This window comes from Actinoplanes siamensis (assembly GCF_016862395.1).
Classification (GTDB): domain Bacteria; phylum Actinomycetota; class Actinomycetes; order Mycobacteriales; family Micromonosporaceae; genus Actinoplanes; species Actinoplanes siamensis.
Map to the genome: position 1 here is coordinate 57,983 of NZ_BOMW01000008.1, position 22,263 is coordinate 80,245.

Genomic DNA, 22,263 nt, shown 5'->3' on the forward strand with positions numbered 1-22,263 from the left:
ATGGAACGGCGAATTTTCGGCCTCGAGACCGAGTACGGAGTCACGTGCACCTATCGGGGACAGCGGCGGCTGTCGCCGGACGAGGTGGCCCGCTACCTGTTCCGCCGAGTGGTGTCGTGGGGTCGCAGCAGCAACGTCTTCCTCCGTAACGGCGCCCGCCTCTACCTCGACGTCGGTTCCCACCCGGAGTACGCCACCCCCGAATGTGACTCCGTCACCGACCTGGTCGCCCACGACCGGGCCGGCGAGCGGATTCTCGAGGGCCTGCTCGTCGACGCGGAGAAGCGTCTGCACGACGAGGGCATCGCGGGGGAGATCTACCTCTTCAAGAACAACACCGATTCCGCCGGCAACTCGTACGGCTGCCACGAGAACTATCTGGTCAGCCGGCACGGCGAGTTCGGCCGCCTGGCCGACGTGCTCATCCCGTTCCTGGTCACCCGCCAGTTGATCTGCGGCGCCGGCAAGGTGCTGCAGACCCCGCGCGGCGCCGTCTTCTGCCTCTCGCAGCGCGCCGAGCACATCTGGGAGGGCGTCTCCAGCGCCACCACGCGCAGCCGCCCGATCATCAACACCCGCGACGAGCCGCACGCCGACGCGGAGCGCTACCGCCGCCTGCACGTGATCGTCGGCGACTCGAACATGAACGAGGTGACCACGCTGCTCAAGGTCGGCAGCGCGGACATCGTGCTGCGCATGATCGAGGCGGGCGTGGTGATGCGCGACCTCTCGCTGGAGAACCCGATCCGCGCGATCCGCGAGGTCAGCCACGACATCACCGGCCGCCGCAAGATTCGCCTGGCGAACAACAAGGAGGTCTCCGCGCTGGAGATCCAGCAGGAGTACCTGGCGAAGGCCACCGAGTTCGTCGAGCGCCGCGGCGGCGATCCGGTCGCCAAGCGCGTCGTCGAGCTGTGGGGCCGCGTCCTCAACGCGATCGAGAGCGGCGACCTCGACCCGGTCTCCCGCGAGATCGACTGGGTCTCGAAGTACAAGCTGATCGAGCGGTACCAGGCCAAGCACGAGATCCCGATGTCGCACCCGCGGATCGCCCAGCTCGACCTGGCGTACCACGACGTCCGCCGCGGCCGCGGGCTCTACGCCCTGATGGAGAAGCGCAAGCAGGTCGACCGTATCGCCAACGACCTGCAGATCTTCGAGGCCAAGGAGACGCCGCCGCAGACTACCCGGGCCCGCCTGCGTGGCGAGTTCATCAAGCACGCCCAGGACAAGCGCCGCGACTTCACCGTCGACTGGGTCCACCTCAAGCTCAACGACCAGGCCCAGCGCACGGTTCTCTGCAAGGACCCGTTCCGCGCCTACGACGAGCGGGTGGAGAGGCTCATCGCGAGCATGTGAATCACCCGGTAGTAGGCTGGCCGGGCTATGACGACGTCGCACCCCGGCCAGCCCGATCCCGACCGCAAGGCCCGCCTCAACCGCGCCGACCGGCGCCGGGAGCGCATCCGCGAGCAGGTCCAGCAGGCGCGCCACGGCCGCCGGGTCGTGCCGACCTGGCTGATGACGGTGATCCTCGCCCTGATCCTGGCCGGCTGGCTTTACTTGATCATCACGAAATAGGACCAGAACCTCCATGGCGTAGGCCCAGCGGGGTACAGGCCGCCGCTCCCGCCGGGGCCGGGCGCGGCGATCTGGCCGCTGACGCGTCCAGAACGATCGCCGCCCCCTTCATTCTGCGCTGTTGGTCCCGGAACCCGACCAACGCGACGCTCCGCACCAGCCCCCACGCCCGCGGCCCGTCCAGGCGCTCCCCGGACGTCCTCGTCCCGGCAGGCGCCTCCGGGCGCCGGCCGCACGCTCTCGGCTGGTCGCGAGGGTGTGTCGGTGGCCGTCAGGGACATCTGGGGGGCCGGCCGAGTCGGCCGGGCCGGGGGTGAGAAGTGTGTCCAAGTGGGGTGGGACACCCGTGAGTGCCGGGAGCGCGCGCGGTGGGACTCGCGGCATCCCCGGCCTACGTCGCGCGGCGGCCGGACGGTGTTCGGTCGCGGGATGCCGGGCGGGGTTGGCGGGGCCGCCCGGGGGGGTTGAACGGGGGTGGCTCTGGCGGGGCCGCCGGGTTTGGGGGAAGCTGCGTGGTATGACGCGGATTCTGGAGCCGGGCATCGAGGACTACCTGCTGGCGCACTGCTCGCCGGCCGACGACGTGCTGCTGGAGCTGGCCGCCGAGACGAGGGCCTCGCTGCCACCCGAGTACGCCGGCATGCAGATCTCCGCCGACGAGGGCGCGCTGCTCACCCTGCTGGTCAAGCTGACCGGGGTGCGGTATGCGGTCGAGGTCGGCGTCTTCACCGGCTACTCCTCGATCTGCATCGCCCGCGGCCTGCAGCCCGGTGGCAAGCTGCTGGCCTGCGACGTCTCTCCGGAGTGGACCAAGGTGGCCCGGGAGTACTGGACGAAGGCGGGCCTGGCCGACCGGATCGAGCTGCGGCTGGCCCCGGCGATCGAGACGCTGCGGGCGCTCGCGCCCGACCCGGTGATCGACTTCGCGTTCGTGGACGCTGACAAGATCGGATATCCGGTGTATTACGAGGAGCTGGTGACGCGGCTGCGGCCGGGCGGGCTGCTGGCGCTGGACAACGTGCTGCGCGGCGGGCGGGTGCTGGCGCCCGCGGAACCCGCGGACCGGGCGATCGCGGAGCTCAACGACCGGATCGTGCGCGACGCCCGGGTGGAGTCGGTGATGCTGCCGGTGCGGGACGGCGTCACCCTGGTCCGGCGGCGCGACTGAGAACGGTCCGGCGGCGCGACCGGAGAAGGGCCCGACAGGCGTGGCAGAGACGACTCCGGCTGACCGGGCTGCCGAACCGGCGGGCCTGGAACGGCGAGCGGGCGGCCGCTACCGGATCGCGGTGCCGGGTCTCACAACAGGCTGACCGCGTGCCGCCCGGCGACCGCCGCGGCCAGGAAGTACGTGTGGTCCTGGTCCAGGCCGCGGCCCATGGTGGAGAGCGGCACCGGGCTGGCGCGCAGCGCCGCGTCCAGCCCGCTGACCGGGACGTGCACGATCCGGTGGCGCTCGCCCAGCTGGGCCAGGGAGGCGGTCAGGGCCGCCGGAAGACCCTCCGGCACCGGCAGGTCCGCCGGGGTCAGAGCGATTCTGCCGTACGCCGTGAGGCTGTGATGCGACACGCCACGGTGCCGTTCCCGCCCGTCCCCGTCGGAGATCCGCAGCGAGCCGACCGGCCGCCCGTCGAGCACCCCTGTCGCGTTGACCACCTCGCCCAGCGCGACCCCGGAGAACCCCCAGGTGGTGCCGGTGCCCAGATTGCCCGGTCCCTGCGTCACGATCGTCACGTCGGCGTGCAGCACGTGCCGCGCGGCCAGCAGCCCGGTGTGCACCGTGCCGGCCTCCAGGTCCCCGCCGAACGCCTGCCCCGTGGTGATCGTCCCGGCGAGGTGCCCGGCCAGCCCGTCCAGGGTGCGGGAGAACCAGGCCGGCAGCGCCCCGCCGTCGGTCATCACGTAGGCAACCCGGGCGTCCGGCCGGTCGGCGTGGATCCCGGCCAGGATCGCCGGCAGCGCCGAGTGCAGGTCGGCGGTGACCACCGGCATGCCGTCGAGCGACTCGGCGGTCGCCAGCACCGCGCGATGCGGTGACGCCTCCTCGTCCACCCCGAGCACGATCGGCTGCAGCGGGGTGTACCGGGCCTTCACCAGGTGCCCCGCGTCGCGGGTGGCGCCGTCGTCGGCGGGGTCCGCGGGCAACCGGTCGGGCAGGGCCACCACCAGGGCGTATCCACCGGTGCCCAGGCCCATGACCAGCGCGCCGACGTTGAGCAGCACCCGATCGCCGGGCGCCGGGTCGCCGACCAGCGACGGGTAGGCCAGCGCCCGCACCGGCCCGTCGCCGGTCGAGACGTCCAGCTCGACGGCCCCCCGCCAGCTGCGCCGCACCGCGAGAACCGTCCCGGACCGCCACCGCACCATGGACGAGGACCCTATCGGTCCAGGCCGCCGTCGATGTGGTCGCGTCCGGGCACGCCGCGGGTCGGGTCGAGGAAGACGTACCGGATCTCCGGGTAGCGTTCCCGCAGCCGCCGCTCGGCCTCGTCGGAGGCGGCCTCGATCTCCTTGCCGGGCACCTCGTCGTCGAAGTCCACCTTCGCCGCCACCAGGATGTCGCCCGGCCCGATCTGCATGGTCAGCAGCGTCGGCACCGCGGTGACCACCGGGATCGAGCGCAGGTCGGCGGCGATCTGGTTGTGCACCCGGCGCGGCACCGCCCGGCCGACCAGCAGCGACACGTTGCTGCGGGCCAGGACGAACGCGACCACCAGCAGGAGCAGCCCGATCACGATCGAGGCCAGGCCGTCGAAGAGCTCCGCGCCGGTGAGCTGCGCCAGGCCCAGCCCGGCCCCGGCCACCAGCAGGCCGATCAAAGCCGCCGAGTCCTCGAAGAAGACCGCCTTCACGGTGGTGTCCGGGGTCAGCCGCAGGAACCGGGAGGCGGTCACGTTCCACCGGCGCGACTCCTCGTGGACCTGGCGGCGGGCGCGCAGGAACGAGGTGCCCTCGGCGACGAACGAGACCGCCAGGACGACGTACGACCACAGGTACTCCCCGGCGCCCTCGCCGCTGACGATCGTGCCGACGCCGTGGTAGATCGAGAATCCGGCGCCGCCGACGAAGGTGAACAGCGCGGCGATGAACGCCCAGACGTAGCTCTCCTTGCCGTACCCGAACGGGTGTTCCTCGTCCGCCGGTTTTCCCCCGCGGCGCAACGCGACGTAGAGGAAGACCTCGGTGACCGTGTCGGCGAAGGAGTGCGCGGCCTCGGACAGCATCGCCGCGGACCCGGAGATCAGCCCGGCGACCAGCTTCGCCACCGCGATGACCAGGTTCGCGAGCAGCGCCAGCAGCACCGTGCCGACGCTCTCGGTGTCGGCGCGCGGCTCGGTGCCGGGCAGTCCGGCGGGTGTGGTCCGGGGCTCGGGTGCGATCGTCACGACGGCCTTGGTTCCCCGCCTGAGGTCACGAGTAACGGTCCGGCCACCAGGGCTGCTAGGTTTCCTGTCGTGTCGCGCACTCGTACCGAGCGCCTGGTGAACCTGGTGATCTGCCTGTTGTCCACGCGGCGGTTCCTGACCGCCGCGCAGATCGCCCTGACCGTGCCCGGTTACGAGCACGACCCCTCGGATCCCCGGGACCACGAAGCCTTCCAGCGCAAGTTCGAGCGGGACAAGGCCGAGCTGCGGGAGCTCGGCGTCCCGCTGGAGACCGGCACGGCGAGCATCTTCGACCAGGAGCCGGGGTACCGCATCGCCCAGCGGGAGTACGCGCTGCCCGACATCCTGCTGGAGCCGGACGAGGCCGCCGCGGTGGGCATCGCGGCGCGGCTCTGGCAGCACGCCGGGCTGGCCGCGGCCGCGTCGTCCGGGCTGGCCAAGTTGCGCGCCGCCGGGGTCGAGGTGGACCCGCAGGCCACGCTCGGGGTGGAGCCGGTGGTCACGGTCGACCCGGCGTTCGGCCCGCTGACCGCGGCCGCCCGGGAGCGCCGCGCGGTCACCTTCAAGTACCGGGTGCCCGAGGTCGACGATCCCAGCGCCCGCCGCCTGGAGCCGTGGGGCGTGGTCTGCTGGCGCGGCCGGTGGTACGTGGTGGGCCACGACAAGGACCGCGACGCCACCCGCTGCTTCCGGCTGTCCCGGATCGTCGGCGACGTCCGCGCGGCCGGCCGCCCCGGCGCGTTCACCCCGCCCGCGGACGCCGATCTGATCGGCCACGTGGCGCACAGTTCCGGGCCGATCGCCCGGAACAGCCGCGCCACGGTCACCGTGCGGCACGGGCGGGCTGCCGGCTTGCGCCGGCTGGCCCGCGAGATCATTCCCGGGGCCGGGAGCGACCAGCTGATCATTTCGTACGGGGATCCGGAGTGGCTCGCGTCGCGGATCGCCGGCTACGGGCCGGACGCCCGCGCGGACGGTCCACCGGAGCTGCGCGCCGCTGTCATCCAGCAGCTCAAGGAGCTCGCCGCGCGGCACGAGCCGGCCACCCCGGCGGTGGCGTCGTGACCACGCCGCGGACCTCCGCCGACCGTCTCGGCCGGCTGCTCAACCTGGTGCCGTACCTGCTGGCCCGTCCGGGCATCCTGGTCGCCGAGGCGGCCGCCGACCTGGGCGTCACCGAGAAGCAGCTGCGTGAGGACCTGGAGCTGCTCTGGGTGTGTGGGCTGCCCGGGTACGGGCCGGGCGACCTGATCGACATGGCGTTCGACGGCGACCACGTGACGATCAGCCACGACGCCGGCATCGACAAGCCGCTGCGGCTGAACCCGGACGAGGCGCTCGCCCTGGTGGTGGCGCTGCGGATGCTCGCCGAGACGCCCGGGATCGGCTCGCGGGACGCGATCGAGCGGGCGCTCGCCAAGATCGAGAGCGCGGCCGGCGACCTGGCGGACGCCCCGGTGGCCGTGAAACTCCCGGCGAACCAGGAGAAGCTCGCCACGGTGCGGGCCGCGGTGGACTCCGGGCACGCGCTGCGCCTGACGTACTACACGGCCGCCCGGGACGAGACCACCGACCGCGTGGTGGACCCGATGCGGATGCTCACCGTGGGCACGTTCGCCTACCTGGAGGCGTGGTGCCGGCGGGCCGAGGGCACCCGGCTGTTCCGGATCGACCGGATCGACGGGTTCACCGAGCTGGACGAGCCGTCCCGGCCGCCGATGGAGGCGGTGCCGCACGACGTCAGCGGCGGCGTCTTCCGGCCCGGCCCGGAGCTGCCCCTGGTCACGCTGCGGGTGGGCCGCGGCGGCCGGTGGATCACCGAGTACTACCCGGTCGAGCAGGTGGTCAAGGAACCGGGGGAGTGGCTGGTCACGATGCGGGTGACCGACCTGGGCTGGGCGCAGCGCTTCCTGGTCGGCCTGGGCCCGGACGTGACCGTCACCGGCCCGCCCGAGCTGGTCGAGCAGATCCGCGCGGCGGCCCACGCCGCCCTGGACCAGTACGCCGCGCCGTAGGCACGTGCGGCGGACCCGGCCCGCTGCCGATAGGGTGGCGCCGTGCTGATGTGGGTCTGGATCGCCGTGGTGGCGGTCGCGCTGATCGTCCTCGCCTGGGCCGGGTTGCGGCTGTCGGGCCGGTTGTCGGAGCTGAGCCGGGCGGCCCGCAAGCTGCAGCGGCGGCAGGAGGAGGCGATGCGCCTGCGGGCCGGCGCCGCGCGGCTGGAGCAGACCGTTCTGAGCCTGCAGCAGCGCGCCGGGCAGGCCCAGGAGCAGGTGGAACGGATCCAGGCCGGGCTCGGCAAGTGAACCGGCGGGTTCCGGTCCCGTTGTCCGGGATGTACCCGGATCCGTAAGAATCTCGCGGGTTCCGGGGTGCTGCATCGCCGGAATCGACACGTACGATGGACCCCGCAACCTGATCCGACCGACTGGAGTCCTCCCATGGGTGTCCTCAAGCCATGGCACATCATTCTGCTCGTCGTCGTCCTCGTGCTGCTGTTCGGCGCGAAGCGGCTGCCGGACGCCGCGCGTTCCCTCGGGCGCTCGCTGCGGATCATCAAGGCCGAGACCAAGGGCCTCGTCGACGACGACAACAAGGACAACCTGGCGGAGAAAGCCGACGCGCAGTACTCGCGCCAGCCGCTGCAGGGTGACGTCCAGCAGCCCGGTTACCAGGCGCAGCCGGGTTACCAGCAGCAGCCGGGCTACCAGCAGCCGCAGCAGCCGCCGGCCCAGCCCTACGTCGACCCGGTGCAGCGCACCAACGACCGCTGACCCGGATCGATGGCACTGAGCCTGCGCCGTAACAAGGGCCCGAGCAAGTTCGAGCAGGCCGCCGACGGCTCGATGACGCTCATCGAGCACGTGCGGGAGTTGCGCAGCCGGCTCTTCGTCGCCTCGCTCGGCATCGTCGTCGGCCTGATCGTCGGCTTCGTCATCTCCAAGTGGGCCTTCGACCTCCTGAAGGCTCCCTACTGCGTCCTGCCCAGCTCGCTCAACCCGAACACGGGCAGCTGCGAGTTCATCACGTTGGCGGTCACCGACCAGCTGATGCTGCGCCTCAAGATCGCGCTCTGGGTCGGCCTGCTCGTCGGCTCGCCGGTCTGGCTCTACCAGCTCTGGGCCTTCGTCGCCCCCGGCCTGCACCGGCACGAGCGCAAGTGGGCGTACGTGTTCGTCGCCATCGCCGTCCCGCTGTTCAGCGCCGGCGTCATCCTGGCGTACTTCGTGATCGGCCACAGCCTCCGCTTCATCATGGAGAGCGGTGTGCTGGGCGAGCCCACGAAACTCGAGGTCACGTCGTACGTCGGCTTCGTGATGAACATGCTGCTGCTGTTCGGCGCGGCGTTCGAGTTCCCGCTGCTGCTGCTGATGCTGAACTTTACCGGCGTGGTCACCGGTCGCCGGCTGCTCAGCTGGTGGCGGGCCGTGGTGTTCCTGGCGTTCGTGTTCGCGGCGATCGCCACTCCCGACCCGGGCCCGTTCGGCATGACCCTGCTGGCGGCGTGCATCTCGGCGCTGTATTTCGTCGCCGTCGGCGTCGCGATGATCAACGACCGGCGCAAGGGCCGCGGCAAGGAGATCTACGCGGACCTGTCGGACGACGAGATCTCCACCCTGGAGGAGGAGCGCGTCCCGGTCGCCGCCTCCGATCCGATCGCCGCGCCCACCCCGGTCGAGGCGCCGGCCCCGGTGGAGGCCCCACGCCCGATCGAGCGGCGCTTCGACGACATGACCTAGCCCGGCCGCTCCACGTCGACGGTCGGACACCGGCGAGGAGGCAGCTGATCGCCCGCGTCCCGCGAACCCCGCGGGCGCCAGGAGATCAGCCGCCGCCTCGCCGGCGGCGTTTCGCGGCCGACGCGGTACCGTGCTCGGCTGTGACTGGCGACTTCATCGCGGTGCTGGCCAATCCCCGGGCGGGGCGGGGCCGGCACCGCGGTCTGCTTCCCGGGGTCCTGCAGGAGCTGGGTGCGGCCGGCCGGCCGGTGCGGCTGCTGGAGGCGGACAGCGGGGCCGCCGCCGAGCAGGTCTGTCACCGGGCCGTGGCGGACGGCGCGGTCGCGCTGGTCGCTGTGGGCGGGGACGGCACTGTGCACCGGGTGCTGCAGGCCGTGGCGGGGCGGGCGGTCGGGTTCGGCATCGTCGCGGCGGGGACCGGGAACGACTTCGCGAGCGCCACGGGCGTACCGGGAGATCCTCTGCAAGCCGCCGCCGGGATCGCCGCGGCCCTGCGCGCGGGCCGGGACCACCGGTTCGACGCCGTCCTGGCGGCGGATGCCGCCGGGCGCGAGAGGTGGTTCTGTGCGGTGCTCGCCGCGGGGTTCGACGCCCTGGTGAACGAGCGCGCCAACCGGATGGCGCGGCCACGCGGCCCGCGCCGCTACGACCTGGCCATCGTGCTGGAGCTGGCACGGCTGAGGGCGCGGTCCTACACGCTGGAGATCGACGGCGAGGTGCGCACCGTGGCCGCGGAGATCGTCGCGGTCGGGAACGCGGCCAGTTACGGCGGCGGCATGCGGATCCTGCCCGGCGCCGACCCGGCCGACGGGCTGCTCGACGTGATCTGGGCGCGGCCGCTGGGCCGGGGCGGGCTGGCCCGGCTCACACCGGGGCTGCGGCAGGGCACGCACGTCACCGACCCGCGGGTCACCGTGCTGCGCGGCCGGCACGTGCGGGTGCACGCCGACGGCATCGTCGGGTACGCCGACGGCGAGCGGCTCGGGCCGTTGCCGCTGGACTTGACATGTGTGCCGGGTGCGATCCGGTTGCTCCGCTGAGCCGGCTGTCAGTTTCCGCGGGAGCGGCCCGAATCTGAGGGCATGGCGATGAACACGGTCTCCGCTAACACGTCCTCGATGGCCTCCCTCGCGACGTCCGTCCTCGGCAACGCCCGCGAGGCGTTCAAGGCGATCGCCGAGGCGGCCACCAACTCCCAGGTCGGCGGCCCGGCCGCGGCCGGGCCGGCCGCCGCCGGCAAGGGCGCGCGTCGCGGCACCATCCTCGACCGCTACCTCTGAGACCTCGGCACGCCACCCGGTCCGGCGCCGGCTCGCGGCTCGTGGTTCCCGGCCGGTCTCCAGGGGTGTCGGGAGAGGTTCGAGACACCGCCGGGGTCCGGCTGTGTGCCGGTGACGCGGGACAGGCCAGGGTACGGCCCGGCTCGCGTCGCGTACCGTCTGATCAGTTGCAGCCGGCCAGCGCCAGCGTGGCGCCCAGGCCGTTGTTGCGGCCGGCCTCCGCGGCCGGCAGGACCAGGGCCGCGCAGCCGGCCTGCACGGCGCCGGCGTCGGCTGGCGTGTCACCCACCATCAGCGTCCGTTCCGGATCAACGCCGAGCATGCCGCAGGCGCGCAGGAAGATCGCCGGGTCCGGTTTCGCCCGGCCCACCTCGTAGCTCAGCGCGAACGCGTCGACCAGCCCGCTCAGGCCCCAGTGGGCGAAGTGTGGTCGGATGTCGAAGCCGATGTTGCTCACCACGGCCACCTTGATCCCGGCCTCGTGCAGCCGCCGCAGCGTCGGCTCGGTGTCCGGATAAGGCAACCAGCCCTCCGGAACCAGCAACCTGTCGTAGAGCGCGTCGGCCAGTCCCTCGACATCGGTGTGCACGGTCGAGGCCAGGCCGGTGTACGCGGCGCGGTGGCTGCGCTCGTAGAGATCCCGGTCGGCCCAGTGCTCGGCCAGGTGCGGGGGCACCCGGTGCGGCAGCGGGCCACCGGCGCGACCGGCGGTGACCAGGCGATCCGCCAGGATCGTGGCCTTGGCCAGCCCCAACTCGGCGCCGCACGCCGCGGCTGCCGCCACGACCCAGGTCACCGGGTCTTCGACCTGGGCGAGTGTGCCGTGGAAGTCGAAGAGCACGGCTTCCACGAGCCGCGCGGACTGGGGAGGTTCGGTGGTCTGCGGCACTCGTGCACCTTACCGATGCCCGATTCGCCTCCCGACGGCCACTACCGTGTCGCAGATTGTCATACCGGCGGATTAGCCTTGTGTTCATGACTAGTCCCGCCGAACGGTATGCGGAATCCAAGCGGCGGGCGGCGCGAGTCGCCGAGTTCCCGGCGCTCGACGACTTCATGCTCGACGTGGGCTTCGACCTGGACGACTTCCAGCGCGAGGCGTGCGAGGTGCTGGAGCGGGGCAACGGCGTGCTGGTCTGCGCGCCGACCGGCGCCGGCAAGACCGTGGTCGGCGAGTTCGCGGTGCACCTGGCGTTGCGTTCGGGGGAGCGCAAGTGCTTCTACACGACGCCGATCAAGGCGCTGTCCAACCAGAAGTTCCACGACCTCGTCGATCGGTACGGGCCGGAGAAGGTCGGCCTGCTCACCGGCGACAACGTGATCAACGCGGACGCCCCGGTGGTGGTGATGACCACCGAGGTCCTGCGCAACATGCTCTATTCGGGCTCCACCCAGCTGAAGAACCTCGCCTACGTGGTGATGGACGAGGTGCACTACCTGGCCGACCGGTTCCGGGGCGCGGTCTGGGAAGAAGTGATCATCCACCTCCCGTCCTCGGTGACGCTGGTCTCACTCTCCGCCACGGTGAGCAACTACGAGGAGTTCGCCGACTGGCTCGTCACCGTCCGCGGCAAGACCGAGGTGGTGGTCAGCGAGCACCGGCCGGTCCCGCTCTGGCAGCACATGCTGGTCGGCCGGCGGATGTTCGACCTGTTCCACGACGCCGACGCGGCCAAGAAACACGACGTCCACCCCGAGCTGCTCCGCTACGCGCGTGAGATGGAGCGTCGCCTGGAGATGGGCGAGCGCGCCGGCGGGTGGAACGGGCGCGGTGGTGGCCGGGGCCGCCGCTGGCAGCCGCCGCCCCGCGCCGAGGTGGTCGACCGTCTGGAGCGCGCCGGGCTGCTGCCGGCCATCCTGTTCATCTTCAGCCGGGCCGGCTGCGACGCGGCGGTGCAGCAGTGCCTCGGCGCCGGCCTGCGGCTCACCGGGCCGGAGGAGCGCGCCGAGATCCGCCGGATCGCCCAGGCCAAGGTGGCCAGCATCCCCGCCGAGGACCTGTCCGTGCTGGGCTACTGGGAGTGGCTGGACGGGCTGGAACGGGGCATCGCCGCGCACCACGCCGGCATGCTGCCCGCCTTCAAGGAGGCGGTCGAGGAGTGCTTCGTCAACGGTCTGGTCAAGGCGGTGTTCGCGACCGAGACGCTGGCGCTGGGCATCAACATGCCGGCCCGCTGCGTGGTCCTGGAACGCCTGGTCAAGTTCAACGGCGAGGCCCACGTCGACCTCACCCCGGGGGAGTACACGCAGCTCACCGGCCGGGCTGGGCGCCGCGGCATCGACGTCGAGGGCCACGCCGTGGTGCTCTGGAGCCCCGAGGTCGATCCGCGGCACGTGGCCGGCCTGGCCTCCACGCGCACCTATCCGCTGCGGTCGTCCTTCCGCCCGTCGTACAACATGGCGGTCAATCTGGTCGGCACGGTCGGCGCGGAGAAGTCTCGTGAGCTGCTGGAGTCGTCGTTCGCCCAGTTCCAGGCGGACCGTTCGGTGGTCGGCCTGGCCCGGCAGGTGCAGCGCAACGTCGAAACCATGGAGACGTACGGGACGGACGCCGCCTGCCACCACGGCGACTTCGACGAGTACTTCGGGATTCGCGTCGCCATCGCCGACCGGGAGAAGGCGCTGGCCCGCCAGGGTGTGGCGCAGCGCCGCTCGGCCGCCAACGAGTCCCTGGCGAGGCTGCGGATCGGTGACGTGATCCGGGTGCCGCAGGGCCGCCGGGCCGGCCTGGCCGTCGTGCTCGAGCCGGCCGCGGGCGGGTTCGGCGAGCCGCGCCCGCTGGTGCTCACCCAGGACCGCTGGGCCGGCCGGGTCAGCCCGGCCGACTTCGGCGGCGAAGTGGAGGTGCTCACCCGCGTCCGCGTCCCGAAGAACTTCAACCACCGCTCCCCGGGCGCCCGCCGTGACCTGGCCGCGCAGGTCAGCGCGACCGGGCTGGACCGGCACCCGGACCGCCGCCGCGGCGGCCGCAGCCGGGCCAACCCGGGGGAGGACGCCGAGATCGCGCTGCTCAAGGTGCGTCTGCGGCAGCACCCGTGCCACGCCTGCGCGGACCGCGAGGAGCACGCCCGCTGGGCCGAGCGGCGGCACCGGCTGCAGCGCGACACCGACGCGCTGCGCGACAAGGTGGCCGGGCGCACCGGGTCGCTGGCCCGCACGTTCGACCAGGTCTGCTCGGTGCTCACCGGCCGCGGCTACCTGTCCGGCGACGGCGAGGTCACCGAGGCCGGCCGGATGCTGGGCCGGATCTGGTCCGAGGCCGACCTGCTGGTCGCCGAGTGCGTGCGGCAGGGCGTGTGGGACGGGCTGGACCCGGAGGAGTTGGCCGCCGCGGTGTCCATGGTCCTCTACGAGTCCCGCCGCGAGGGTGAGGACCGCGCGTCGGTTCCCAAGGGGCCGATCAGCGCGGCCGTCGACGCCTGCGCCAAGCTGTGGGGCGAGATCGCGGCGGACGAGGCGGAGCACGGGCTGACGCTGACCCGCGAGCCCGACCCGGGGTTCGTCTGGCCGATGTACCGGTGGGCGCGCGGTGAGCCGCTGGCCCGGGTGCTGGCCAGCGGGCACAACTACGAAGCGGACATGCCGGCCGGCGACTTCGTGCGGTGGGCCCGGCAGGTGCTCGACCTGCTCGGGCAGATCCGGGAGGCCTCGGCGGCGTCGCCCAGCGTCAAGGAGACCGCGCGTAAGGCCATCACCGCGGTGAACCGGGGGGTGCTGGCGTACCAGGGCGGTCTCTGAGGGATCCGGCTCGGTCCCGGACCGGCTTCCGGTTCGGAGGCCGGCTCGGTGGCCGCGATCATCGGCGCATGGTGAATCTGCGTTGACGGTGTCTTTGGGACAATTCAAGAATTGCGGGCGACAGTGATTGATGTTGCTGAGTGCGTTCGCCCGGAAGAGGAGGACATGGCCGCGGACTCGCCGCATCTGATCGGGTGGTCCGGGGACGCACCAGACGAATCGGTGAAGGCCGTCATCGACCCGGACACGGCGGTCATCGAAGTGACCGTGTGCGGCCCCTGGGATCGTCACCTGTCCTGGCGGGCCCGCACCGTGCTGGACAAGTGCCTGGCCGAGCATCCCACCGGCATGATCGTCGACCTGCACCGGCTGAGCGACACCCGCGCGGTCAGCGCCGCGCTCTGGCTCACCCTGTGCGCGCAGGGCGCCGCGATGCGGCCGCCGATCGCGATCTGCGTGTGCCTGCCGGCGCCCACCCCGCTGGCCCGCCGCCTGCGCCGGCTCGGCGCCCGGGACTGGCTGGTCATGTACGCCTCGGTCGGGCAGGCCCGCACCGCCCTGGCGCATCGCCGCCCGCCGATCGACCGGATGCACCTGGCCCTGCCGCCCGACCCGGCCGCCGCGACCCTGGCCCGGTCCCTGATCAGCGACGCCTGCGCGGGCTGGGACCTGCCGTACCTGTTGCAACGCGGCCGGCTGGTCGTCTCCGAGCTGGTGGTCAACGCGGCCGAGCACGCCGGCACCGACATCGAGGTGATCGTGTCACCGCGCGGCGAGGACGCCACCGCGGCGCTGCACCTGGCGGTCTACGACGGCAGCCCGGATCTGCCGCAGGTCCGCGACCCGGTGCCCGGCCCGCTCGGCCCGGCGCTCACCGACCGGGGTCTGGGTCTGCGAATAGTGGGAGCTGCGGCGTCGGCGTGGGGCGCTTTACCGGCCCGAGGCGGGAAACTGGTGTGGGCGATCCTGCGCAACCGGCCGGAGGTGCCGTCATGACCCCAGATCCCGCCTTCGCGGGCACGAGAATCGCCGGCGCGCGCACCGGCGACCGGCTGACGATCCACCTGCGGGGCAGCCTCGACGCGATGTCGGTGACCGCCCTGCAGACCCAGCTCTACGACCTCACCCGGGTGTACGACGTGCTCGGCCTGAGCATGCCGGTCCGCCAGATCCACATCGACGTGACAGATGTCGACTTCTGCGACGCGGCCGGCTTGCGCATGCTGGTGGCGGCGCGCTGTGTGGCGCAGGCCCGGGACGCCACGTGCCATCTGCGCAATCCCCAGCCGCACCTGCGCTGGCTGCTGTGGGCCACGCGGGCCGCCGAGTTGTTCAGCGTGGACTGAGGGCGGCCGCGGCTCTGGCTGCCGGCCGGCGGGCCGGCGGTGGGGGTGTCTCGGACGGATTGAGGGGCCTCTGGTTGCCAGCCGGTGCGTGCCGGGCCGGGAGTGAGGGGTGTGCGGGGCTGCTCGTCGCCGGCCGGGTGAACTCGGAGATCACCGGCTCAGGGCCACACCTCGGCCTCGATGGCGAAGAAGTGCTCCGCGCTCTGCACCGGCACCACGCACAGCAGATGCCCGCCCGGAGCCCGCAGGATCTTGTGCCCGCCGTGGTCGGTCACCAGCACCGCGCCCAGCCGCAGCAGCCGCGCCGCCTCCGCCTCGACGTCGTCGGTCTCGATGTCCACGTGGTACCGCGCCTGGTCGCCGATGGACTGCACGTCGACCGCCAGCCCCGGCACGGCGCCGGTGATCTGGGTGAACGCCGGCTCCCCGGGCACCTGGCGGGAGGATCCGCCGAGGGCCGCCGCCCAGAAGGTGATCGCGGCGTCGGCCTCGCCGGCCGGGGTGTCGATGAAGATTCCGTACAACCGGCTTCGATGCATGATCCGACTCTACGTGTAGAGACCGTCCAGCACCGGGCGGTAACGCTCCTCGATCACCCGCCGGCGCAGCTTGAGCGATGCCGTCAGCTCGCCGTTCTCGATGCTCAGCGGCTGGTCGAGGACCGCGAACCGCTTGATCGTCTCCCACGGGTTGAGGGTCTGGTTGAGCCGGTCGACGCAGGCCTGCAGTTCCGCGCGGATCGCCGCCGCCCCGGTGATCCCCGAGGCGGCGAGCGCGTCCGGATCGAGGTCGATCAGCGCGGTGATGTACTTGCGTTTCTCCCCGTGCACCACGACCTGCCCGGCGAGCGGGCAGATCGCCTTGAACCGCGACTCGATCGCCTGCGGCGCCACGTACTTCCCGTTCGACGTCTTGATCAGGTCCTTCTTGCGGTCGGTGATCCGCAGCGAGCCGTGCGGGGTGATCTCCCCGATGTCCCCGGTGTGCAGCCAGCCGTCGACCAGGACTGATCCGGAGTCGAGCCGGTGGTAGCCCTGCATCAGGCCGGGCCCGCGCAGCAGGACCTCGCCGTCCTCGGCGATCCGCACCGACGTGCCGGGCAGCGGCCTGCCGACCGTCCCGTACTCCGGGCGGTCCGGCCGGTTGAAGATCGTCGTCGCGCACGACTCGGTGAGGCCGTAACCCTCGGCGATCGGCAGCCCGATCGCGTCGAACCAGCGCGCGATGTCGGGGGAGAGCGCCGCCGCCCCGGAGATGAAGAACCGCATCCGCCCGCCGAAACGCGCCCGCACCTTCGACAGGACCAGGCGGTCGGCGATCAGGAACCGCCAGCCCGACTTGCGCTTTTCCGCGACACCCACGGCCCAGCGCAGAAGCCGATTCCGTACGCCGGGAGCGGCGCCCACCGCGGCGTACACCTTCTCGAAGATCCGCGGGACGGCCGGCATGATGGTGGGGCGCACCTCGGCCAGTCGCTGGACGATCCGGCTGACGTCGCCGTCCACGGCGAACCGGAAGCCGACCGAGAGCTGACAGCTCAGCAGCGCCTTGCCGAACGCGTGGGACAGCGGCAGCCAGAGATAGCCCAGGTCGTCGGGGTGCACGATGCCCATCGCCTGGATCGCCAGGCCCTGGTAGATCCACGCGCGGTGGGTGACGCGCACGCCCTTGGGCAGCCCTGTCGTGCCGGAGGTGTAGATCAGCGTGGCCAGGTCGTCCGGACGGACCCGGGCGACGGCCTCGCGGACCGCGGCAGGGGCGCCGAGCGCACGCAGGTCGGCCATCGGCATAGCCCGCGGATCGTTGCCGTCGATCAAGATGAGGTGCTCGACCGGCGTACCGTCGAAAATCGTTCCGGAAAGGAGATCGGGGCTTTCGACAATGGCGAAACGACTGCCGGAATCGGTCAGAATGTGGGCGACCTCGTCCGGTGACGACGACGGGTAGACAGTGGTGGTGGCGCCCCCGGCGCACATCACTCCGAAGTCCGCCTCGATCCACTCCACCCGGGTGCCGCTGATGATGGCCACCCGGTCCTCGGGCCGCAGTCCGAGCGCGAGCAGCCCGGCCGCGATCTCGGTGACCGCCCGCGCGGTCTGTGCCCAGGTCTGCGGCTGCCAGCCGTCCGGCCCGGGCCGCAGGTAGGCGACGGCGTCCGGCTGCCGGGCCGCGCGGTCCAGGAACATCGCGCCGAACGAGGTGGGCTCGTGCTCTTGGAGCTTCGCCAGCGTGGCCTCCTCGCCGGCGGGCGCGGTGCAGGTCTGCGTCATCTCGGGTCCTCCAGCATGGGAATCAGCCAGGCGGTCAGTTCGGGTGTTGACGTGCGGGTCGGCCAGGTGTCAGTTCGGGTCGTCGAGCGTGCGGGTCAGCCAGGCGGTCAGTTCGGGCGCGAGCGAGACGAGGTCCGGCGGGTCGCCGCTGTCCAGGGCGTCCGAGGCGATCTGGCGCAGCGCGCAGATCGCCCCGACGCAGGCGCTCAACGGCGCGTTCCCGGGGTGCGCCGCGCGGACGAACTCCGCGAGCTGCCTGATCGCCTCGCGGCGGCGCTGCCGCGCCGGCCGGCCGAGGGCGTCCATCTCCACCTGGAAGGCGCGGGCCGCGACCCGGTCGCTCGTGAGGACGTGCAGGTACGCCGTGACGAAGCCCCCGACCACATCGCCCCAGTCGTCACCGGCGCCTGCGGCCAGCCGGTCCAGGAACACCGCGATGAACCGGTCGTAGGCGGCGTAGACGCAGGCGTCCTTGTCGGCGAAGCACTCGTAGAACGCGGCGCGCGACACCGACGCCCGGGCGCAGATCTCGCGCACCCCGAAGGCCCGGTGACCGACACCGGCCAGCAACTCGGTCGCGGCGATCAGCATCTTCTCCCGCTGCGCCGCGACGACCCGCTCGCGGGGCAGTTCGTGGCGGCCGCGGGGCAGAGCCGCCGGGACCGTGAAGATGACGCCACTGGCGATGCGATCGAGGGCGGGCGCGGCCTTCCCGCTGGGCGTCCGGTCACGTTCGGGTCCGGCGTCCCCGCTGGTGGTGCGGTCCGGCACGGGCGGAGGTCCCATCTGAGTACGTGTGGTTACTCCAACCTTCCCACGCCGTTCGGCGTCACCCGACAAGAGCTCCGCGTCGATTGGGCAGGATGAAGCTTGTGGAGACGGATCTGGAATTGGCCCAGCGGGCCGCATTGACCGGCGCCGGCGAGGCGCTTCGCCACTTCGCGGTGATCGCGGACCTGCCGCAGGAGACGAAGAAGGACGGAAGCGTGGTGACGCTCGCCGACCGCGCGGTCGAGAACGCGATCCGCGACGTACTCACCGCGGCCCGGCCGGACGACGCGATCCTCGGCGAGGAGCACGGCGAGACGGTGAGCGGAAACGGTCGCCGGTGGATCATCGATCCGATCGACGGCACGGCGCTCTTCGTTCGTGGCGACAACCGGTGGCTGGTTCTGATCGCCCTCGAGGTGGACGGCGTGGTGACGGTCGGCGTCCAGATCGTGCCCGCGCAGGGCCTGGGCTGGTGGGCGGAGCGCGGGCGGGGGGCGTACCGGGGGCGGGTCACGGACGGAGCCCTGGTGGACGCCGAGCGGATCCGGGTCGCCGGCCCGCCGCCGGAGATCGGTGCGGCCCGGCTCGGGGTGGTGCCGATCGACTGGGGCCGGGAGGTCGCGGCGCCGCTGGTCGAGGTGGCGGCCGAGGAGCCGTGGCCGGTGCACCCGCCGCTGCTGGTGGCGCAGGGCGACCTGGACGTGGCGGTGCAGACCGGCGGGGAGATCTGGGACTTCGCGGCCAGCTCGGTGATCATCCCGGAGGCCGGCGGCGTGTTCCGTGGCCTGGCCGGCCAGGACCGCCCGGACCGGGGCCCGTTCGTGTTCGCCAGTGACCCGGCCCTGCTGGAGGAGTCGTTGCGCATCCTGCGGAAGGAGAAGGCGCAGACAGCGGACTCCAGGGGCATCCCGCGGCGCTCCGGCGCGGGCGGCGCTTGACGGCTTCGGCAACCCGACACCCCGGGACTGTCGGGCCGGGGACGCCCGCGCACCGGCGTGCCCGGCCTGTCGGCCGGGGACACCTGGGCGTGGGCGCTGCCTGACGGTGCCGGTGGGAGGGCGTCCCCGGCCCGCCGGACCGGGGCCGCCGGGCCGGTCACGGGCGGGCTGACGCAGTACCGGGAATCGGGCTGGAGAGCGAGACCGGGCGCCAGGCCGCGGCAGTGACCACCACCATCGCGAACGCCGCGATCCAGAACGGCGTGGTGACCGTCCAGAACTGCGTGAGCACCGCCCCGCGCAGCCATCCGAGCGCCGCTCCGCCGGTCTCCAGCAGGCCGTGCACGCTGCCCACCCGCCCGCGCAGCGGATCCGGCACGGCCCGCTGGCGGATCGCCGAGACCAGCACGCCCCATAGCGTCGTGTGCACTCCGAAGGGCCGCGAACTGATAGGCGATGGTGAACGTCGCCCCGAGCCGGGCGTTCGCCCGTTCCAGGCGGTCCGGCGCGACCACCGCCGGCAGCAGCGCGCCGAGAGCGGTCGTGGGGGACCGCTCGCGGCGAGGAGCCGGCACCTGCGGGAACAGCTCAGACGGCGCGCTCTCGCGGCGAGGCGGCGACCGGGTCCATGTCGAGGCGCATGCTCATCTCCCTTGCGCGCCGGAAAAGGTGTGGAAAGCCTAGCGACTCCCCGCGCTCCCGCGGAACCGCTGACATCACGCGGGTCGTAGGTCGGTATCGGTATGACTGGATATATCGATATCGATCGTTGTCTTTCGTAGGGTCGGGGCATGCTGATGAAGAGAGTCGCCGCCGCGTTGGTGTTCGTGTTCGCGCTGGCCTGGGCCACCCCGGCACAGGCCGCAGTCCGGGTGCTCTACTACGACGCGAGCCAGGCACAGGAGTTCGTCGCCGTGGTCGACCAGGGCGCGCAGATCTGGAACAGCCGGGTCACCAACGTGCGGCTGGAACCCGTCCCGGCCGGGCGGACACCCAACATCCGGGTGTACGCCGACAACGGCTGGCCGCGCACGTACACCTCGTCGCTCGGCAACGGGTACTGGTACATGGGCCGCGAGGCGGTCAACGACGGCTACTACAAGCCGCGGATCGCCGCGCACGAGTTCGGGCACATCCTCGGCCTGCCGGACCGCCGCACCGGCCTGTGCGGCGACCTCATGTCCGGCAGCAGCGCCCCGGTGAGCTGCACGAACGCGAATCCGAGCAGCACCGAGGCGGCCACCGTCAACCGGCTCTTCGGCACCTCGGCGCCGGTGCCGGCCGGCTATTTCACGGAGCGTGCAGCGTAAGGGTGGTCCAGACGCCGACGTGGACCTGGTCGCCGTCCTTGAGGGCACGTGACTGCCCCGCGGTCAGCGGCTGGTCCTCGTCGTTCAGGTACGTCCCGTTGGTCGAGCCCAGGTCGGTCACCAGCCACTGCCCGTCCACGTTGAGCGTGAGCAGCGCGTGGTTGTGTGAGGCGCCCGGGTCGGAGTCGGCCAGGTCGATTTCCGGGCTGGTGCCCTTGGACGTGCTGCTGCGCCCGATCCGGACCTGCGGCGGGGTCAGCGTGACGGTCCGCTCGCCGGAGCCGGCCGGGAACGTGACCCCCTCGGCCTCGTTGAGCGCGAAATAGGCCGCGTCGGCGAACAGCGTCGCCGTCCACTCCCCGGCGGGCCCGTCCGGCTCCGGCGGGGCCTCGGTGAGCTGTGGCATCTTGCCGGTCGTGTGGTCGTAGCCGCAGTCCTCGCAGAACCGGGCGGACCCGCCGCGCGGGGTGCCGCAGTGCGGGCACTCCTCGCCTTTCGCCGCCGGCGTCACCGGCGCCGCCGGCGTGCCGGCGAGCGAGGGCGCATCACCCGGGAGAATCTTCGCCCCGCAGGTGTCGCAGTAGTCGGCCTCACCCGAGACGTGCCCGTTCGGACAGGTGTGAGCGCTCACTGCGACCGCCCGACGCGGACCGTCTTGGTGCTCTGGGTGTCCAGCGCCATCTCGTCCGCGGCGTTCACCCTGCGCCGCAGCCGGACCGTGCCGGTCGTCGCGTCCTCGATCTCCACCACCCTGGCCAGCAACTCCTCGGTGGCGGTATTGCCGCTGGCGTGCGCGAGCTGCGCGGCCCGGCCGAACTTCAGCGTCGCGGTCCGGTCGTCGCCGGCCTCGCGGGCGGCGATGCCCTCCTGGATCGCGTCGGCCAGTTCGGCCTGCCCGGTGTAGTGCGCGACCTGCCGGTTGATCCGGGTGGAGAGCGCGGTGTCCTCCGTCCACACCGCCCGGACCAGGCTCTGCGCGTGCACCGTGTCGCCCTGCACCACGGAGACCCGCGCGGCCAGCATCTCGTCACCGGCCCGGCCCGGTGGCACGTCGATGCAGAGGTGGTAGTCGCGGCTCTCCTGGCCCCACGAGCCGAGCGGATAGCGGCCGGCGCGGGGGCCGTCCTCGACCCGCTTGCCGGTCAGGTCCATCACCTGCGGCTCGACCTGCTTGACGAACCGGACCGACGCGTTGACCGGCGTCCACACCTTGAGCTGCACGTCCGCCGAGGTCTTGCCCATCGCCCCGGTGATCATTTGCTCGAACGCGGCGGTCAGCCCCTCCGGCCGGGCCACGATGTCGACGGTGCCCAGCATCGCCGTGGCGATCTTGCGCAGCTCGGAGACCTTCCAGTTGGTGCCGACGCCCCGCGAGTCGCAGACGAACCGGCCCGCGATCTGCTCCAGGACGCTCTCCAGATAGCCGTACCGCTCGCCGTTGTCGCCGTCGGTGAGCAGGATGGCGTGTTTGATGTCGCCCGGCCGCTGCTCGAAGAGCTGCGCGGCGAGCAGCAGCCAGGCGCCCATCGCGGTGCCGCCGCTGGCCTGCAGCCGGTCGATGTCGCGCAGCGCGTCGGCCCGCGACCGCGGACCGGCGACGGCGAGCCGGCCGGGCTCTGGGAAGAGCTGCTGGGCGGTGCTGACGCCGGCGATGATGGCGAACCGGACGCCGTCGTCCAGCGCGTTCACCGCCGCCTTGGCGGCCTGCCGCGCGGCCGCCATCCGGCCCTCGGCCTGCATCGACCCGGATGCGTCGACGATGATGATCTCGGTGGCCTCGGCGGTGCGGCGACCACCCTCGCCGCCCGACGAGGTCACCGTCACTATCGCGTTGACCTCGCTGGCGCCCATCGCGAGGTACTCGTTCTGAAAAGCCTCGGCGCGGTAGGACACGGAAGACTCC

General features: G+C 72.3%; 24 protein-coding genes. 15 read left to right on the forward strand and 9 right to left on the reverse strand.

Going from position 1 to position 22,263, the window contains the following annotated elements:
* From pafA to Asi03nite_RS03810, 3 genes are all read left to right on the forward strand, one after another.
* Complete coding sequence (gene pafA / locus Asi03nite_RS03800; RefSeq protein ID WP_203676982.1) at window positions 1-1,359, forward strand: Pup--protein ligase; 1,359 nt, start codon at window positions 1-3, stop codon at window positions 1,357-1,359.
* Between the two features lie 27 nt (window positions 1,360-1,386).
* Entirely contained in the window at window positions 1,387-1,581 is a 195-nt protein-coding gene (locus Asi03nite_RS03805) for a hypothetical protein (RefSeq protein ID WP_203676983.1), read from the forward strand.
* Between the two features lie 517 nt (window positions 1,582-2,098).
* Window positions 2,099-2,749: an O-methyltransferase gene (locus Asi03nite_RS03810; RefSeq protein WP_203676984.1), complete on the forward strand. Its 651-nt coding sequence runs from the start codon at window positions 2,099-2,101 to the stop codon at window positions 2,747-2,749.
* Between the two features lie 131 nt (window positions 2,750-2,880).
* On the opposite strand, the gene Asi03nite_RS03815 is transcribed toward Asi03nite_RS03810, so the two are convergent.
* The gene (locus Asi03nite_RS03815; RefSeq protein ID WP_203676985.1) at window positions 2,881-3,948 is read right to left on the reverse strand and encodes a DUF3866 family protein; all 1,068 of its coding nucleotides are present in this window, start codon (window positions 3,946-3,948) and stop codon (window positions 2,881-2,883) included.
* An 11-nt stretch (window positions 3,949-3,959) separates the two neighbouring features.
* Window positions 3,960-4,967 (reverse strand): cation diffusion facilitator family transporter, encoded by a 1,008-nt coding sequence (locus tag Asi03nite_RS03820; RefSeq protein ID WP_203676986.1) that lies wholly within the window; start codon window positions 4,965-4,967, stop codon window positions 3,960-3,962.
* A 69-nt stretch (window positions 4,968-5,036) separates the two neighbouring features.
* Between Asi03nite_RS03820 and Asi03nite_RS03825 the strand changes: the two genes are divergently transcribed.
* The 7 genes from Asi03nite_RS03825 to Asi03nite_RS03855 all read left to right on the forward strand — a co-directional run bounded on the left by Asi03nite_RS03825 (window position 5,037) and on the right by Asi03nite_RS03855 (window position 9,987).
* A complete protein-coding gene (locus Asi03nite_RS03825) occupies window positions 5,037-6,032 on the forward strand; it encodes a helix-turn-helix transcriptional regulator (RefSeq protein ID WP_203676987.1) in 996 nt (331 codons plus the stop codon).
* A complete protein-coding gene (locus tag Asi03nite_RS03830) occupies window positions 6,029-6,982 on the forward strand; it encodes a helix-turn-helix transcriptional regulator (protein ID WP_203676988.1) in 954 nt (317 codons plus the stop codon). The genes Asi03nite_RS03825 and Asi03nite_RS03830 overlap by 4 nt, the downstream gene beginning before the upstream one ends.
* A 48-nt stretch (window positions 6,983-7,030) precedes the next feature.
* Window positions 7,031-7,273: a hypothetical protein gene (locus tag Asi03nite_RS03835; RefSeq protein WP_203677065.1), complete on the forward strand. Its 243-nt coding sequence runs from the start codon at window positions 7,031-7,033 to the stop codon at window positions 7,271-7,273.
* Between the two features lie 135 nt (window positions 7,274-7,408).
* A complete protein-coding gene (tatA, locus tag Asi03nite_RS03840; protein ID WP_203676989.1) occupies window positions 7,409-7,741 on the forward strand; it encodes a Sec-independent protein translocase subunit TatA in 333 nt (110 codons plus the stop codon).
* A gap of 9 nt (window positions 7,742-7,750) precedes the next feature.
* The gene (gene tatC, locus Asi03nite_RS03845; protein ID WP_203676990.1) at window positions 7,751-8,707 is read left to right on the forward strand and encodes a twin-arginine translocase subunit TatC; all 957 of its coding nucleotides are present in this window, start codon (window positions 7,751-7,753) and stop codon (window positions 8,705-8,707) included.
* A 140-nt stretch (window positions 8,708-8,847) separates the two neighbouring features.
* A complete protein-coding gene (locus tag Asi03nite_RS03850; protein ID WP_203676991.1) occupies window positions 8,848-9,747 on the forward strand; it encodes a diacylglycerol/lipid kinase family protein in 900 nt (299 codons plus the stop codon).
* Between the two features lie 42 nt (window positions 9,748-9,789).
* Entirely contained in the window at window positions 9,790-9,987 is a 198-nt protein-coding gene (locus Asi03nite_RS03855) for a hypothetical protein (RefSeq protein ID WP_203676992.1), read from the forward strand.
* Between the two features lie 163 nt (window positions 9,988-10,150).
* Here Asi03nite_RS03855 and Asi03nite_RS03860 read toward each other — a convergent pair whose 3' ends face one another.
* On the reverse strand, window positions 10,151-10,876 hold the full coding sequence (locus Asi03nite_RS03860; protein ID WP_239102360.1) for an HAD family hydrolase: 726 nt from the start codon (window positions 10,874-10,876) through the stop codon (window positions 10,151-10,153).
* Window positions 10,877-10,962: 86 nt separating this feature from the next.
* On the opposite strand from Asi03nite_RS03860, the gene Asi03nite_RS03865 reads away from it, so the two are divergent.
* The 3 genes from Asi03nite_RS03865 to Asi03nite_RS03875 all read left to right on the forward strand — a co-directional run bounded on the left by Asi03nite_RS03865 (window position 10,963) and on the right by Asi03nite_RS03875 (window position 15,071).
* A complete protein-coding gene (locus Asi03nite_RS03865) occupies window positions 10,963-13,725 on the forward strand; it encodes a DEAD/DEAH box helicase (protein WP_203676993.1) in 2,763 nt (920 codons plus the stop codon).
* A 165-nt stretch (window positions 13,726-13,890) separates the two neighbouring features.
* A complete protein-coding gene (locus tag Asi03nite_RS03870; RefSeq protein WP_203676994.1) occupies window positions 13,891-14,721 on the forward strand; it encodes an ATP-binding protein in 831 nt (276 codons plus the stop codon).
* Window positions 14,718-15,071: an STAS domain-containing protein gene (locus Asi03nite_RS03875; protein ID WP_203676995.1), complete on the forward strand. Its 354-nt coding sequence runs from the start codon at window positions 14,718-14,720 to the stop codon at window positions 15,069-15,071. Before Asi03nite_RS03870 ends, Asi03nite_RS03875 begins: the two co-directional genes overlap by 4 nt.
* 158 nt (window positions 15,072-15,229) lie before the next feature.
* Here Asi03nite_RS03875 and Asi03nite_RS03880 read toward each other — a convergent pair whose 3' ends face one another.
* The 3 genes from Asi03nite_RS03880 to Asi03nite_RS03890 all read right to left on the reverse strand — a co-directional run bounded on the left by Asi03nite_RS03880 (window position 15,230) and on the right by Asi03nite_RS03890 (window position 18,127).
* Complete coding sequence (locus tag Asi03nite_RS03880) at window positions 15,230-15,610, reverse strand: VOC family protein (RefSeq protein WP_203676996.1); 381 nt, start codon at window positions 15,608-15,610, stop codon at window positions 15,230-15,232.
* A 9-nt stretch (window positions 15,611-15,619) separates the two neighbouring features.
* Window positions 15,620-17,341 carry an AMP-dependent synthetase/ligase gene (locus Asi03nite_RS03885; RefSeq protein WP_203676997.1) on the reverse strand — a complete coding sequence of 574 codons (1,722 nt, stop codon included), beginning with the start codon at window positions 17,339-17,341 and terminating at the stop codon, window positions 15,620-15,622.
* A 69-nt stretch (window positions 17,342-17,410) separates the two neighbouring features.
* The gene (locus Asi03nite_RS03890; protein ID WP_203676998.1) at window positions 17,411-18,127 is read right to left on the reverse strand and encodes a TetR/AcrR family transcriptional regulator; all 717 of its coding nucleotides are present in this window, start codon (window positions 18,125-18,127) and stop codon (window positions 17,411-17,413) included.
* Between the two features lie 77 nt (window positions 18,128-18,204).
* Between Asi03nite_RS03890 and Asi03nite_RS03895 the strand changes: the two genes are divergently transcribed.
* Entirely contained in the window at window positions 18,205-19,050 is an 846-nt protein-coding gene (locus tag Asi03nite_RS03895; protein ID WP_239102361.1) for an inositol monophosphatase family protein, read from the forward strand.
* 157 nt (window positions 19,051-19,207) lie between these two features.
* Here Asi03nite_RS03895 and Asi03nite_RS03900 read toward each other — a convergent pair whose 3' ends face one another.
* Window positions 19,208-19,459 carry a hypothetical protein gene (locus tag Asi03nite_RS03900; protein WP_203676999.1) on the reverse strand — a complete coding sequence of 84 codons (252 nt, stop codon included), beginning with the start codon at window positions 19,457-19,459 and terminating at the stop codon, window positions 19,208-19,210.
* Between the two features lie 382 nt (window positions 19,460-19,841).
* Between Asi03nite_RS03900 and Asi03nite_RS03905 the strand changes: the two genes are divergently transcribed.
* Entirely contained in the window at window positions 19,842-20,360 is a 519-nt protein-coding gene (locus Asi03nite_RS03905; protein WP_203677000.1) for a snapalysin family zinc-dependent metalloprotease, read from the forward strand.
* On the opposite strand, the gene Asi03nite_RS03910 is transcribed toward Asi03nite_RS03905, so the two are convergent.
* Both Asi03nite_RS03910 and Asi03nite_RS03915 read right to left on the reverse strand, forming a co-directional pair.
* Window positions 20,341-20,991, reverse strand: a complete 651-nt coding sequence (locus Asi03nite_RS03910; RefSeq protein WP_203677001.1) for an FHA domain-containing protein — start codon at window positions 20,989-20,991, stop codon at window positions 20,341-20,343. The two genes, Asi03nite_RS03905 and Asi03nite_RS03910, sit on opposite strands and share 20 nt — an antisense overlap.
* Entirely contained in the window at window positions 20,988-22,253 is a 1,266-nt protein-coding gene (locus tag Asi03nite_RS03915) for a vWA domain-containing protein (RefSeq protein ID WP_203677002.1), read from the reverse strand. Before Asi03nite_RS03915 ends, Asi03nite_RS03910 begins: the two co-directional genes overlap by 4 nt.
* Window positions 22,254-22,263: the final 10 nt, after the last annotated feature.